Origin of the sequence: Ensifer sp. 2TAB8 (assembly GCF_052115125.1) — a bacterium.
Taxonomy (GTDB): Bacteria; Pseudomonadota; Alphaproteobacteria; order Rhizobiales; family Rhizobiaceae; genus Ensifer.
This window is the reverse complement of record NZ_JBFRGB010000005.1, coordinates 134296-147570: the sequence shown is the minus strand read 5'-3', so window position 1 is coordinate 147570 and position 13275 is coordinate 134296. Positions and strand designations below refer to the sequence as shown.

Annotated in this window: 10 protein-coding genes and 1 riboswitch; of the genes, 5 read left to right on the top strand and 5 right to left on the bottom strand. The window is 64.6% G+C overall.

Translation table 11 applies throughout. The annotated features are described in order from the left end of the window. Nucleotides 1–7: 7 nt before the first annotated feature. Nucleotides 8–502 (bottom strand): Lrp/AsnC family transcriptional regulator, encoded by a 495-nt coding sequence (locus tag AB4Z53_RS11645; protein ID WP_291151791.1) that lies wholly within the window; start codon nucleotides 500–502, stop codon nucleotides 8–10. Between the two features lie 158 nt (nucleotides 503–660). Here AB4Z53_RS11645 and AB4Z53_RS11640 point away from each other — a divergent pair, with 158 nt between their 5' ends. The 4 genes from AB4Z53_RS11640 (at nucleotide 661) to AB4Z53_RS11625 (ending at nucleotide 5019) form a co-directional block, all read left to right on the top strand. Beyond that, nucleotides 661–1866, top strand: coding sequence for a diaminopropionate ammonia-lyase (locus AB4Z53_RS11640; protein WP_441595926.1), 1206 nt, complete (start codon nucleotides 661–663; stop codon nucleotides 1864–1866). Nucleotides 1867–1869: 3 nt separating this feature from the next. Continuing rightward, entirely contained in the window at nucleotides 1870–3045 is a 1176-nt protein-coding gene (locus AB4Z53_RS11635; RefSeq protein ID WP_441595925.1) for a M20 aminoacylase family protein, read from the top strand. 29 nt (nucleotides 3046–3074) lie between these two features. Continuing rightward, the gene (locus AB4Z53_RS11630; RefSeq protein ID WP_441595924.1) at nucleotides 3075–4313 is read left to right on the top strand and encodes a Zn-dependent hydrolase; all 1239 of its coding nucleotides are present in this window, start codon (nucleotides 3075–3077) and stop codon (nucleotides 4311–4313) included. Nucleotides 4314–4674: 361 nt separating this feature from the next. Then, the gene (locus AB4Z53_RS11625) at nucleotides 4675–5019 is read left to right on the top strand and encodes a hypothetical protein (protein WP_441595923.1); all 345 of its coding nucleotides are present in this window, start codon (nucleotides 4675–4677) and stop codon (nucleotides 5017–5019) included. Between the two features lie 482 nt (nucleotides 5020–5501). On the opposite strand, the gene thiC is transcribed toward AB4Z53_RS11625, so the two are convergent. From thiC to AB4Z53_RS11610, 3 genes are all read right to left on the bottom strand, one after another. Next, a complete protein-coding gene (gene thiC / locus AB4Z53_RS11620) occupies nucleotides 5502–7325 on the bottom strand; it encodes a phosphomethylpyrimidine synthase ThiC (protein WP_441595922.1) in 1824 nt (607 codons plus the stop codon). Between the two features lie 89 nt (nucleotides 7326–7414). Continuing rightward, a riboswitch (TPP riboswitch) is annotated at nucleotides 7415–7543 on the bottom strand. A gap of 97 nt (nucleotides 7544–7640) precedes the next feature. Beyond that, nucleotides 7641–9005, bottom strand: coding sequence for a sigma-54-dependent transcriptional regulator (locus AB4Z53_RS11615; RefSeq protein ID WP_441595921.1), 1365 nt, complete (start codon nucleotides 9003–9005; stop codon nucleotides 7641–7643). A gap of 3 nt (nucleotides 9006–9008) precedes the next feature. Then, complete coding sequence (locus AB4Z53_RS11610; protein WP_441595920.1) at nucleotides 9009–10877, bottom strand: sensor histidine kinase; 1869 nt, start codon at nucleotides 10875–10877, stop codon at nucleotides 9009–9011. Nucleotides 10878–11104: 227 nt separating this feature from the next. On the opposite strand from AB4Z53_RS11610, the gene AB4Z53_RS11605 reads away from it, so the two are divergent. Further along, nucleotides 11105–12430: a dicarboxylate/amino acid:cation symporter gene (locus AB4Z53_RS11605; RefSeq protein ID WP_441595919.1), complete on the top strand. Its 1326-nt coding sequence runs from the start codon at nucleotides 11105–11107 to the stop codon at nucleotides 12428–12430. A 77-nt stretch (nucleotides 12431–12507) separates the two neighbouring features. On the opposite strand, the gene AB4Z53_RS11600 is transcribed toward AB4Z53_RS11605, so the two are convergent. After that, on the bottom strand, nucleotides 12508–13227 hold the full coding sequence (locus tag AB4Z53_RS11600) for a helix-turn-helix transcriptional regulator (RefSeq protein WP_291151765.1): 720 nt from the start codon (nucleotides 13225–13227) through the stop codon (nucleotides 12508–12510). Nucleotides 13228–13275 lie beyond the last annotated feature (48 nt).

Genomic DNA, 13275 nt, shown 5'->3' with positions numbered 1-13275 from the left:
ACGCATCTCAGCGTGATGCTTCAATCGGTACCGATAGGCTGACCTTGACCGGATCCATGGTCACGAAAGTGCGGAACCGCTTGATGTTCGGATTGCCGAAGAACATGCGCCGCGTGAAGGCTTCGTATTCGGCCATGGTCGGCACGATGACGACGAGCATGAAATCGACGTCGCCGGTAACATAGTAGCATTGCTGCACCTCGGGTGCTGCGGTGAAGGCCGCCTTCGCCGCATCGAGCAGGGCGATCTGCTCGCTTTCGACCTCCACCTCCACCAGGATCGTCAGCGCCTGGTTGACGCTGACCGGGTCGATCAGCGCGACATTGGCGCGGATGACGCCGGTTTCCTCCATGCGCTTGATCCGTCGCTGGACGGCGGGTGCGGAGAGATTGACCGCTTCGCCGATCTGGCGCTGCGGCGTTGTGTTGTCCTTCTGCAGGATGGCGAGGATCGCGAGGTCGAAACGATCCAGTTCGACCTTTGGTCTTTTGGAGGGGGCCATCCGGTGCCTTTCGGTTCATGCCTTTGCAGCGGCCGCGAGCGGAACACCACGCGTCTGCGCATCGATTAACTTTACAAACTTGCATTCGCGCGGGCCATTTAGAGCGCATTTCTCGGCTGGGATGAAATAGATTTTCGCCAGCCTACGGAGATTGCACCATGTTCCTTGCCAACACTCACGCCGATTTCGGCCACCCCCTGCTGACCGCGGATGCGGACATGCTGTCGCTGACGGCCGCCGCTAATGTCGAGCAGCAGCTTGCCCGCCGCCCCGACCATCGGCCAACGCCGCTACATGCCTTGCCGGCTTTGGCGGGAGAGCTCGGCATTGCCGGCGTCTTCGTCAAGGACGAGGGCCACCGCCTGGGGCTTGGCAGCTTCAAGGCGCTTGGTGGCTCCTACGCGGTGATCCGGCTGGTGATCGAGGAGGCGGAGCGGCGTCTCGGGCGCAACATCGATCTCGAGGATCTGGAGCGGCCAGAGGTTCGGGCAATTGCCGCCGCCCTGACCTTCGGCTGCGCCACCGATGGCAATCACGGCCGCTCGGTCGCCATGGGCGCCCGACTGGTCGGCGCCAAATCGGTGATCTTCGTGCATGCGGGTGTCAGCGAGATGCGCATCGAGGCGATCGCGGCCTATGGCGCCGAGATTGTCCGCGTTGCCGGCACCTATGACGATTCCGTCCGCGAGGCCGCGCGGGTCTGTGACGAAAATGGCTGGACCGTCGTGTCGGACACGACATGGCCCGGCTACGAATACATTCCCGGCTTGGTGATGCAGGGCTACACGGCGCTGTTGAGCGAGGCGTTGCGGCAGATGGAAGAGCCGCCGACCCATGTGTTCGTGCAGGCGGGCGTCGGCGGCATTGCCGCCGCCACCGCGGGGCATCTGGCACTGCGTTATGGCGCAGGGCGTCCGCGTTTCGTCGTCGTCGATCCGGCGCGCGCCGCGTGCCTCTACGAAAGCGCCAGGGCCGGACGTCCCGTCAAGGTGGCGCATGGCGAGGCGACGATCATGGCCATGCTCGAATGCTACGAGCCGTCGGTCGTCGCCTGGCGTATCCTGTCCCGTGTCGCCGATGCCTTCATGACCGTCGACGAGGAGGATGCCGTTTCGGTGATGAACCGGCTGGCGCGGCCTGCAGGATCTGACCCGGCGATCGTGTCCGGCGAAAGCGGCGGCGTCGGCCTCGCCGGGCTGCTGGCCGTTGCCCGGGATCCGTCGCTCCGGGAGGCGCTCGGATTGACGGCCCAGTCGCGCGCCTTCGTCATCAATACCGAGGGGGCAACGGACCCCGAGCGCTATGCCGCCCTGGTCGGTTTGTCGCCCGAGACCGTCGCCAACGCATCGAACGAGAGGAAATGACCCATGGCGGAAATGGATTTTGACCGGCTTGTGAAGGACATGACCGCCTGGCGCCGCGACCTGCATGCGCACCCGGAATTCGGCTTCGAGGAACAGCGCACCTCATCCTTCGTCGCGGCAAAGCTCAGGGAGTTCGGGCTCGACGAGGTGGTGGAGGGTGTCGGCGGCACCGGTGTCGTCGGCCGGCTGAAACGTGGCAGCGGCAACCGCGCCATCGCGCTCCGGGCCGACATGGATGCGCTCAGGATACCGGAACAGGGAGAGTTGCCCTACCGCTCGAGAAAGCCCGGCACCATGCATGCCTGTGGCCATGACGGTCACACGGCCATGCTGCTCGGCGCCGCCAAGATGCTTGCCGAAGACGGCGGCTTCGATGGTACCGCGTGCTTCATCTTCCAGCCGGCCGAGGAGTGGGGCAAGGGCGCGCTCGCGATGCTCGACGACGGGCTGATGGAACGCTTTCCCTTCGACGAAATCTACGGCCTGCACAACATGCCGGGGCTGCCGATCGGCCGCTTTGAGACCCGCGTCGGCGCGATTATGTCGGCGGAGGACAATTTCGAAATCGTGCTCAAAGGCGTTGGCGGGCACGCGGCGCGGCCGCACTGGGGCAACGAGACGCTGGTCGCCGCCTGTGCCACCGTCGTCAATCTGCAGACGATCGTCTCGCGCCGCCTGTCGCCGACGGATATCGGTGTCGTCTCGGTCACCGAGCTTTTGACCGACGGCACGCGCAACGCGCTGCCCGGTCTCGCCCGCATCCTCGGTGACGCCCGCAGCTTCCGCCCGGAGGTTAGCGCCAGGATCGAGGCGGAGATGCGCGTGATCGCCAGGGGTACGGCGGATGCCTATGGCTGCGAGGTCGAGGTCAACTACACGCGCGAGTTCGTGCCGCTGATCAACGACCCGGCCTTGACCGGCCACGCCTTTGCCGCGGCTGAAGCGGTGTACGGCACCGGGAATGTCGCAACGGCCGCCGAGCCGATGACCGGCTCGGAGGATTTCGCGCGCTTCCTCGAGCACGTGCCGGGCTGCTTCGTCTTCATCGGCAACGGCGAGGCGTCGGCGCCGCTGCACAATCCGCGTTACGACTTCAACGACGATGCCCTGATCTTCGGCGCGCGCTACCACGCCGAGATTATCCGGCAGAGACTGGCGCCGGCCGACGCCCTGTCATGAACGGAAATCCGCATGAAAGCAGGACAGAGATGCCATTTCCTTCCATCAATGCTGCGCGCCTGATCGGGCGCATCCGCGAGCTTGGCGAACTTGGTCGCGATGCTGAGGGCCGATTGACCCGGCTGGCCGGCTCCGACAACGACAAGGCCGGTCGCGATCGCCTCGTCGCCTGGATCGAGGCGGCAGGACTCGACGCTGCGGTCGACCGCATCGGCAACATCTTCGGCATCTGGCGCGACGAGGGCAATAGCGGCGAAGCGCCGGTCATGCTCGGCTCGCACATCGACACGGTCATCAATGCCGGCATCTATGACGGATGTTACGGCGTGCTTGCCGCGCTCGAAGTGATCGAGACGCTGAAGGAGCGTGGCGTGTCGCCGACGCGGCCGATCGTCGTTGCCGCCTTCACCAACGAGGAGGGCGTGCGTTTTGCGCCCGACATGCTCGGCTCGCTCGTCTATGTCGGCGGCCTGCCGCTGGAGACGGCGCTCGCGACCATCGGCACGGATGGCTCGTCGCTGGGCGAGGAACTCGAGCGGATTGGCTATGCCGGCAATGTCGAGCCGGGTTTCCTCAAGCCCCACGCCTATGTCGAACTCCATATCGAGCAGGGGCCGGTGCTGCAGCGCGAGGGCTTTGCAATCGGTGCCGTCGAGAACCTGCAGGGTATTTCCTGGCAGCGCGTGACGATCGATGGCGTCGCCAACCATGCCGGCACGACACCGATGGCGATGCGCTCCGACGCCGGTCTCGCCGCCGCCCGCGTCAGTGTCTTCCTGCGCGAGCATATCGCCCGCTCGAACGCGCCGAGCGTGGCGACCATCGGCACCATGCGTTTCGAGCCCGACGCGATCAACGTCATCCCGTCGCGTGCCGTCTTCACGGTCGATCTGCGCGATCCGGACGAGGAACGACTGCTGGTGCTCGAAGCGGCGCTGTCGGACTTTCTCGCGCGTATCGGCGCGGAAGAGGGGGTCCAGATCTCGGTCGAGCGGCTTGCACGCTTCCAGCCGGTGGCTTTCGATCAGGGCATCGTCGCGACGATCGAGGCTTCGGCCAGCGCGCGAGGCCTCAAGAGCCGGCGCATGACCTCGGGCGCCGGCCACGACGCCCAGATGATCGCCCGCATTGCGCCGACGGCGATGATCTTCGTTCCGAGCCGCGATGGCATCAGCCACAATCCGCGTGAACACACGGAGCCGGATGAGCTCGTCGCCGGCGCCAACGTGCTGCTCGATGTGGTCGAGTGGATGGTGAGTGGTCGCTAGAGGGGGATAGGGACTCTGCGCGTTCGTTGATTGAACGGGATCGATATCGCGCCTCCCTCTGCGCCGTCATGCTCGGGCTTGGCCCGGGCATCCAGACACAGGCGTTTCTGCGTCCGCGATAAACTGCGCACGTCACGTCACCCTTCGTCGTGACGAAGCAGACGTCTCTTCAAGGCTCTCTTTTCGTGTTACCTGCGCTTTTGCTGGATCCCGCATCGCTCTTCTGCCTGAGGGAAGACTCTGGCCGATTCCCCTCGATAGGCCCTTCCGGCGTCCGGCGGAAAAGGTTGAGGAAACTGCTGCCGCCGTGCCATGCGCTGCCGGTTGGTCCATAATCCCGCCCGTCGCGCGAAGAGGATGAGTGGCGCTCGCTATCTCCGTCAAAGACGCCAACCCCGTCGATGGCGCCACCGCCGCCGCCTGCACCGGTCCCGCCGGGTCCTTCGCCCGCGCCGCTACCATCGCCGGAGCCCCAATCGCCGCCACCCCCATCGCCGCCACCCTCGGTGCCGCCGCTCCCGATGTTTTCGCCGCCTTGGTCGCTGCCGCCCGGAGCACCTTCGCCATTCCCGCCGCCGACATCGGCGTCGTCCGCATGGGCGGCGGAAATCCAGGAAAAGCCCGCGGCAAAACGCCCGTCGCGCGGGAGGCCACCGGCGAGTGCAAGGGCTCCCATCGCCAGAGCCGTCAGTCTCAGCAGGCGTGACCTCAAGTCTTTACTCCTTGTGCGAACGGCGTACTTGCGCCGTTTTGCAAGACCTTCTGCGCGGCAGAGACGGCAATTCATTGCGAATGAATTTCGCCGACAGCGACTTTCGCGTGAATCTTGCATACCGCTCAATCGACGCAGGGACAAGTTATTCGGGTGACGGGTGAAGTGGTGCGCAAGGTGCGGGGCCCATGGCGGCGACCACAACGCGCAGATGGTCGCCAGCCCCACAGTGGCGATCTTCCTAGCCCGCCGTGAAGGCGTCGGCCACAATCTGCGCGAACATATGGAGCCGCATGACCTTTGCCGATGCCAGCGTGCTGCTCGATGGGATCGAGCGGAAGGTGCACGCTCGCCCCTCCCGAGCATGACGGCGAAGGAGTCCGTTGGCGGTCTCCGCTTCCGCCTCTGGGGCGCTGGACGGAAGTCCTGCGCGAACTGAAGGGGCTGTGACTGGCCCCTTCAGCGTGTCTTTGCGTCTACTCGGCCGCGCCAGCCGCCTCTTCTACCGGCATGTAGAGGTCGCCGCCTTCGCGGTATTTCGCCGCCATTGCCTCCAGCCCTTCCTTCTGCGCCTCGGCCCGGATGTCGTGCGAGATCCGCATGGAGCAGAATTTCGGGCCGCACATCGAGCAGAAATGCGCGACCTTGTGCGCCTCCTTCGGCAGGGTCTCGTCGTGGAAGTTGCGGGCCGTCTCCGGGTCGAGCGAGAGGTTGAACTGGTCCTCCCAGCGGAACTCGAAGCGGGCGCGCGAGAGCGCGTCGTCGCGCACCTGAGCGGCCGGATGGCCCTTGGCGAGGTCGGCGGCGTGGGCGGCGATCTTGTAGGTAATGACACCCACCTTGACGTCATTGCGGTCGGGCAGGCCGAGATGCTCCTTCGGCGTGACGTAGCAGAGCATGGCGGTGCCGAACCAGCCAATCATGGCCGCGCCGATGCCCGAGGTGATGTGGTCGTAGCCCGGTGCGATGTCCGTCGTCAGCGGTCCGAGCGTGTAGAACGGCGCTTCGCCGCAAACGGTGAGCTGCTTGTCCATGTTCTCCTTGATCTTGTGCATCGGCACGTGACCGGGGCCCTCGATCATCACCTGACAATCCTTGGCCCAGGCGATCTTTGTGAGTTCGCCCAGCGTTTCGAGTTCGGCGAATTGCGCGGCGTCGTTGGCGTCGGCGATCGAGCCCGGGCGCAGGCCGTCGCCGAGCGAGAAGGAGACGTCATAGGCGCGGCAGATGTCGCAGATCTCCTCGAAATGCTCGTAGAGGAAGCTTTCGCGGTGGTGGTGCAGACACCACTTGGCCATGATCGAGCCGCCGCGCGAAACGATGCCGGTGACGCGATCGACGGTGAGCGGGATGTAATGCAGGCGGACGCCGGCATGGATGGTGAAGTAGTCGACGCCCTGTTCGGCCTGCTCGATCAATGTGTCGCGATAGACTTCCCAGGTGAGGTCCTCGGCAATGCCGTTGACCTTTTCCAGAGCCTGGTAAAGTGGCACGGTGCCGATCGGAACCGGTGAATTCCGGATGATCCATTCGCGGATGTTGTGGATGTTGCGGCCGGTCGAGAGGTCCATGACCGTGTCGGCGCCCCAGCGGGTTGCCCAGACCATCTTCTCGACCTCTTCGGCCATAGACGAGGTGACGGCGGAGTTGCCGATATTGGCATTGATTTTCACCAGGAAGTTCCGTCCGATGATCATCGGTTCGGATTCCGGGTGGTTGATGTTGGCGGGCAGGATCGCCCGGCCGCTGGCAATTTCCTGGCGAACGAATTCCGGCGTTACATGGTCGGGGATGTGGGCGCCGAAGCTCTCGCCGTCGCGGACCTTCGCCCGCGCCGCCTCGCGGCCGAGATTTTCGCGGATGGCGACGAACTCCATTTCGGGCGTGATGATGCCGGCGCGGGCATAGGCAAGCTGGGTCACTGCGCGGCCAGCCGTTGCCTTCAGCGGTGCGTGCTGGAACGGGAAGGTCGGCGTCAGCCGGTCTCCGCTCACAAAGCCGTTGTCCTCCGGGCGGACGGTGCGTCCCTCATAGGTTTCCACATCGCCGCGGTCGACGATCCAGTTGCGGCGGAGCCGCGGCAGACCGTCCTCGATGCGGATCTCGGCGTCGTCGGCTGTGTAGTCGCCGGAGGAATCATAGACCGTGACCGGCGGCTCGCCCGAGGTCGGGTGCAGCGCGATCTCGCGCATCGGTACGCGGATATCCGGGTGAAGGATGCCCGGCTTGTGGATCTTGCGGGAGGCGGGAAGCGGGCCTTGCGTGACCGAGAGGGGAGTAGGTTTGGTGGCAATATTCATGACGAGGCTCCAAGTTGCGATTGGAGACCCAGTTCTGATGCCGGAAAGATGAAAGACGCTCCGCCAGATGCTGGACGCACGGAATCCTGGCTTCGATATCTGCACCGTCCCTACGCCAGTATGAACTGGATCAGGTTCAACGGGTCACTGCGCTATAGCCGGCAAGCCGACCATCCAGCAGAATCTCAGCCCCTTGCGGGACCCCCCTGGTGAATGCCTAGATCATAGCCATTGATCGGCCCGGGACGTCAAGCGCGAATTCGCCTGTCGATGAAGATGCACCTAATACGTGTATTTGCGGAAGTGAGTTTGGCGCTAGCGGTCGGCCTTATCCGGTGCCGACCGCTCAGCGTAGTCGGCGCGGTTGATACCATGGCGCTGGAGCTTGTCGTAGAAGGTCTTGCGCGGAATTCCGAGCGCTTCGATCGTCGCCTTGACGTCGCCACGCTGGGCGCGCAGCGCCTCCTTCAGGATTTCCGCCTCATAGCGTTCGAGCCGTTCGGGTAGCGCAAATCCCGGCTGTCCGGCAGGCGCAATCGCTTGTCCGAGTGGGCCTTCGACACCAAGCGCCACCCGTTCGGCAAAGTGCGAGAGTTCGCGCACATTGCCGGGCCAGGCATGGGTCATCAGGTGCTGTTGCGCAGCCGGCGAGATCATGGGTACGTCGCGCCTGAAGCGCTCGGCTGCCCGGGTCAGGAAGTGCGAGAACAGCAGCGGGATATCGTCGCGGCGTTCGCGCAGAGGCGGGATCGATAGCGTCACGACATTCAATCTGAAGTAGAGATCTTCTCGGAAATCGCCGCGCTCAGCCGGATTGCCGAGATCGATCTTGGCAGCAGCGATGACGCGGATATCGACCGGTCGCACCTGGTTGGTGCCGAGTGGCGTGATCTCGCGCGCTTCCAAAACACGCAGCATCTTCACCTGCGTTGCCGGCGGCATCGCCTCGATCTCGTCGAGAAACAGCGTACCGCCGCTCGCATGTTCTATCCGGCCGATGCGCTTCTTCAAGGCGCCGGTAAAGGCGCCCTGTTCGTGGCCGAAGAGTTCGCTTTCGATTACCGTTTCCGGCAAGGCGCCGCAGTTGAGCGCCACGAAATTGCCGTTACGGCGCCGGCTCCAGTTGTGGAGCAGGGTCGCGACCACTTCCTTGCCGCTGCCGGTTTCGCCGGCGACCAGCACGTCCACATCGGTATCGGCGATGTGCCGAATCGTCTGGCGCAAGCGTTCCATGACAGGCGTCTGGCCGATCAGCGGCAGGCTGTCTCCGGCTGCCTCCGCGGCCCGTTTCAGCGCGCGGTTTTCCATGACGAGCTTTCGCTTTTCGAGTGCACGTCGCACGCTCTGCACCAGCCGGTCGGCGGCAAAGGGTTTTGGGATGAAGTCGTAGACGCCGTCCTGCAGGGCCTGCACCGCCATCGGAATATCGCCATGGCCGGTGACCAGGATTACGGGCAGGTCCGCGTCGACGGCCGCGATGCGCCGATAGAACGCCAAGCCGTCGATGCCCGGCATGCGGATATCGCTGACGACGATGCCGTCGAAATTTGCGTCGAGCGTCTCCAGCGCTTCGGCGGCGCTGGCAAACGAGGCGACGGTAAGGTTGGCGAGCTCCAGCGTCTGCGTCATCGCCTTGCGCAGGTGGTTGTCGTCGTCGACGAGATAGACGGTCGGCTGCATTGCTCAGGCCCTCTTCAGGCGAACCGTGAAGACGGTGCCCTTGTCGCTGGTTTCGACGGCGATCTCGCCGCCATAATCGGCGACGATCTCCTTGGAGATGGCAAGCCCGAGGCCGAGCCCTTCGTCCTTGGAGGTGTTGAATGGGGTGAACAGGTCCTCGCGGATATGCTGGGGAATGCCGGGGCCGTTGTCGGCGACAACAAGCGAAACGGTGCCGGAGGGTCCGTCCGCGCAGTGCACGCGGATCTCGGCATCGCCGCGCGTACCCAGCGCTTCCAGCGCATTTTGCAGCAGATTGATCAGCACTTGTTCGAGGCGGATGCGGCTGCCGTAAACGCTGAGCCCGTTTTCCGGCAGGTCGATGACGATCGCATCCATGCGGCCGGCAAACCGGCTGCGCAGCAGCATCAGCGCGCCCTCGATCACCTCGCGCATGGGGGTCGGTTCGGCGACGAAGCGGCCCTTGCGGGCAAAGCTGCGCAGCTCGTCGGTGATAGCGCCGACCCGTTCGGTGAGTTCGGCGATGCTGGCGAGGTTCTCCACCGCCGTTTGCTGCTGGCCACGGTCGAGGAAGGTACGGGCATTGTCGGCATAGGCACGGATGGTGGCGACTGGCTGGTTGATTTCGTGGGCAACGCCGGCCGCCACCTGGCCGAGGATCGCCAGCCGGTTCGCCTGAACCAGTTCCTGCTGCACCGCCTGGAGTTTCTCACCGGTGCGCCTGTGGTCGGCGATCTCCGTTTCGAGATGATCGCGAGCGAGGCTGAGGTCCTGCGTTCGTTCTGCCACGCGCCGCTCCAGTTCGTCGCGGGCGACGCGCTCCCGCGCTGCGACCAGCGTCAGGGCCTGGCGTCGGCGCAGAAGGAAAGCGGCGAGCGCCAGCAGCGGCACGAGGACGGCGAGCGCGATCAGCCGGGCCTCGCGGGTTGCCGCGGAGATCGCGCCATCGAGCGGTGCCAGCTGTTCGAGCCGCCAGCTCGTGGTCGGAACCATGGTTTCCACCCGCAGGAACCGCCGCTCGCTGTCGCCCGGCAGGAGCGCGCGCAGTTCGCTGGAGCCGTCGCTGGTCGGTTCGATGTCCCTAAACGGCAGTGGCAGCAGCGAGGCATCGCCGAATTGCAGGCTGTCGCGGATGGCGGCGACGCGATCGCGCGGAATGGTTCTCGTCGTCATGAACCGCCAAGAGGGGAAGCTGGTGATCAGCACGATGCCGCGCCGGTCGGTGACATAGACGGGCTTGCCGGAGGCGAGCCATTCGGCCTCTACATCGTCGAACTCGAGCTTGGCGACGACAACGCCAATCGGGCCGTCAGGTCCCTGGACCCGACGCGAAATGTAGAGGCCCGGCCGCTTGCTGACCGTGCCCATCGCGAAATGCTCGGCCTTGCCGTCGCGCATCGCCATGCGGAAATATTCGCGGAAGGCGTAGTCGTTGCCGACAAAGCTCGTTGGCTCGCGCCAGTTGCTGGCGGCGACGGCCACCCCGTCGGGGTCGATCACGTAGATGACGGCGGCCTCCGTGTTGGCCGCAAGCGCCTGCAGCTTCTCGTTCAGCCGTTGCAGCGCCTGGCCGTCGCGGGTCGAAAGGGCGGCCTTCACCTCGACGTCGTCGGCCAGCACCAGCGGCGTCGAGCGTTGGCGTTCGAGCACGGCGCGCAACAGCGAGGCCTTCAGATTGGCATCGATCCGGCTTTGGGCGTCGACCATATCGAGCGCCTGGTTGCGCCCGTATTCGCCGGCGAACAGAAGGCCGGCGACGAGCAGCGCCAGAGCGAGGCCGGCAAAGGCAAGCCAGGTACGGCGCATGGACTGGTCGAAATCTGCCAGGTTGAGGGGGGCGGATTGGGCATTGAACATGGCCTGATTGTGCATTTTTTCGCTCAGGCTTCCAGATCATCTGTGCGGAAATCCGCTCAACTCTTTGTGCGTGTCGCGCCACGCGCACAAACATCCTCATTGATTCAATGGCTTGGCTACTGCTCCGGAGAACTGGCACGCCCGTTGCAAACGACATCCTCATGACAGCCCGAGCTGTCGCGCATCGGAAATTGACCCGGGAGGCCCGGCATGACGCCGGACTGGGTCCAGTGGAGGATCTCATGATTATCGACCAATCCGCGGAACCGCGCGGCAAGACACCTTTCTATCGCCATCTCTATGTCCAGGTTCTGGCGGCGATCGCCGCGGGCATCCTGCTCGGCCATTTCTATCCTTCGCTCGGCACCGAGCTTAAGCCGCTCGGCGACGCCTTCATCCGCCTCGTCAAGATGATCATCGCGCCGGTCATCTTCCTGACGGTGGCGACCGGGATTGCCGGCATGACCGATCTTGCCAAGGTCGGTCGCGTCGCCGGCAAGGCGATGATCTACTTCCTGACCTTCTCGACCCTCGCCCTGGTCATCGGCCTGATCGTCGCCAATGTCGTGCAGCCCGGCGCCGGCATGCACATCGATCCCGCCTCGCTCGACGTCAAGGCTGTGACGACCTATGCCGAGAAGGCCCATGAGCAGACGATCACCGGCTTCCTGATGAACATCATCCCGACGACGCTGGTCGGCGCCTTTGCCGATGGCGACATCCTGCAGGTGCTGTTCATTTCCGTGCTCTTCGGTCTGGCGCTCGCCATGGTCGGCCAGAAGGCCGAGCCGGTCGTAGACTTCCTGCATGCGCTTACGCTGCCGGTCTTCAAGCTCGTCAGCATCCTGATGAAGGCCGCTCCGATCGGCGCCTTCGGCGCCATGGCTTTCACCATCGGCAAATACGGCGTCGGCTCGATCGCCAACCTGGCGATGCTGATCGGCACGTTCTACCTCACTTCGTTCCTCTTCGTGTTCCTGGTTCTCGGCGCCGTCGCCCGCTACAACGGCTTCTCGATCGTCGCGCTGATCCGCTACATCAAGGAAGAGCTGCTGCTGGTGCTCGGCACCTCCTCGTCGGAAGCCGCTCTTCCTGGCCTCATGAGCAAGATGGAAAAGGCCGGCTGCAAGCGCTCGGTCGTCGGTCTCGTCATCCCGACGGGCTACTCCTTCAACCTCGACGGCACCAACATCTACATGACGCTGGCCGCGCTCTTCATCGCCCAGGCGATGGATATCCCCCTGTCGCTCGGCGACCAGGTGCTGCTGCTGCTCGTTGCGATGCTGAGCTCCAAGGGCGCTGCGGGCATTACCGGTGCAGGCTTCATCACACTGGCTGCGACGCTTTCGGTCGTCCCGGCCGTACCGGTTGCCGGCATGGCGCTGATCCTCGGCATCGACCGCTTCATGTCGGAATGCCGCGCGCTCACCAACTTCGTCGGCAATGCGGTCGCCACGATCGTCGTTGCGAAGTGGGAAGGCGAACTGGACGAGGCGCAGATGGCTGCGACGCTCGGCGGTCGCGCGCCTGCAGGCCTTCCGCAGCCCGCGCTGCAGCCGGCCGAATAAGGTTGCCTCCCAAGGCATGACTGCAAAAAGCAGTCCGAACGCGGTCCGTGGCAACACGGGCCGCGTCGTCGTTTTGGCTATTGGCCGCTCAAGGTCATCTTCGACGTTTCGGGTGCGCCGGCGTTCAGATAGGCGACGAAATCCCTCAGCATCGGCACCCGGCGCGGGCGGAAGCTCTCGTCCGTCATTCTGATATCGACGATGCGGTCGACGCGGAACTTGCGGAAGTCCTGACGCAGGCAGCACCAGGCGAGCAGCACCAGCACCCGCTCCAGATAGACGATCGCGAGCGGCAGAACCTTTCGGTCGGTCCCTTGCTGTCCGGCGTCCACATAGCCGATGACGACCGCACGCTCCTGCCAGCAGGCTTCGCGCAGAAGGCCGACATCGGCGACCGGTGGATCCCGGCGCTCGAAGCGATAGACCTGTGAAGCAGCATGCAGCGCCTGGCGCTGCAACCTGTCGGGCAATGTCGCCGTTATCTTCGAAAGCACCTCGCCCGCCGCGGCCGCGAGTTCCGGCTCGCCCATGTGCTGCACCTCGGCAAGGCCGAGCACCAGCGCCTCGATTTCCAGGCGCGTGAAGGTTTGTGGCGGCAAGGCGATGTCCTCCGTCAGCCGATAGCCGAAGCCGCGCTCGCCATCGATGACGGCGCCGGCGGCACGCAGGCTGTCTATGTCCCGGTAGAGCGAGCGCAGCGACACTCCGGTCTCTTCGGCGAGGCGGGCGGCCGTCACCGGAGGAGGAAGAGTGCGAAGCGCCTGCAGCAGGCGGAACAGACGATCACTACGGGCCATGGCTGAAAGATAGACGAAGCCTACTGACGAAAACTGGCAGTTGGCCGA

Coding starts and splice junctions, on each gene's coding strand:
- AB4Z53_RS11645 (WP_291151791.1), bottom strand. CDS start 502: ATGGCCCCCTCCAAAAGACCAAAGGTCGAACTGGATCGTTTCGACCTC.
- AB4Z53_RS11640 (WP_441595926.1), top strand. CDS start 661: ATGTTCCTTGCCAACACTCACGCCGATTTCGGCCACCCCCTGCTGACC.
- AB4Z53_RS11635 (WP_441595925.1), top strand. CDS start 1,870: ATGGCGGAAATGGATTTTGACCGGCTTGTGAAGGACATGACCGCCTGG.
- AB4Z53_RS11630 (WP_441595924.1), top strand. CDS start 3,075: ATGCCATTTCCTTCCATCAATGCTGCGCGCCTGATCGGGCGCATCCGC.
- thiC (WP_441595922.1), bottom strand. CDS start 7,325: ATGAATATTGCCACCAAACCTACTCCCCTCTCGGTCACGCAAGGCCCG.
- AB4Z53_RS11615 (WP_441595921.1), bottom strand. CDS start 9,005: ATGCAGCCGACCGTCTATCTCGTCGACGACGACAACCACCTGCGCAAG.
- AB4Z53_RS11610 (WP_441595920.1), bottom strand. CDS start 10,877: ATGCACAATCAGGCCATGTTCAATGCCCAATCCGCCCCCCTCAACCTG.
- AB4Z53_RS11605 (WP_441595919.1), top strand. CDS start 11,105: ATGATTATCGACCAATCCGCGGAACCGCGCGGCAAGACACCTTTCTAT.
- AB4Z53_RS11600 (WP_291151765.1), bottom strand. CDS start 13,227: ATGGCCCGTAGTGATCGTCTGTTCCGCCTGCTGCAGGCGCTTCGCACT.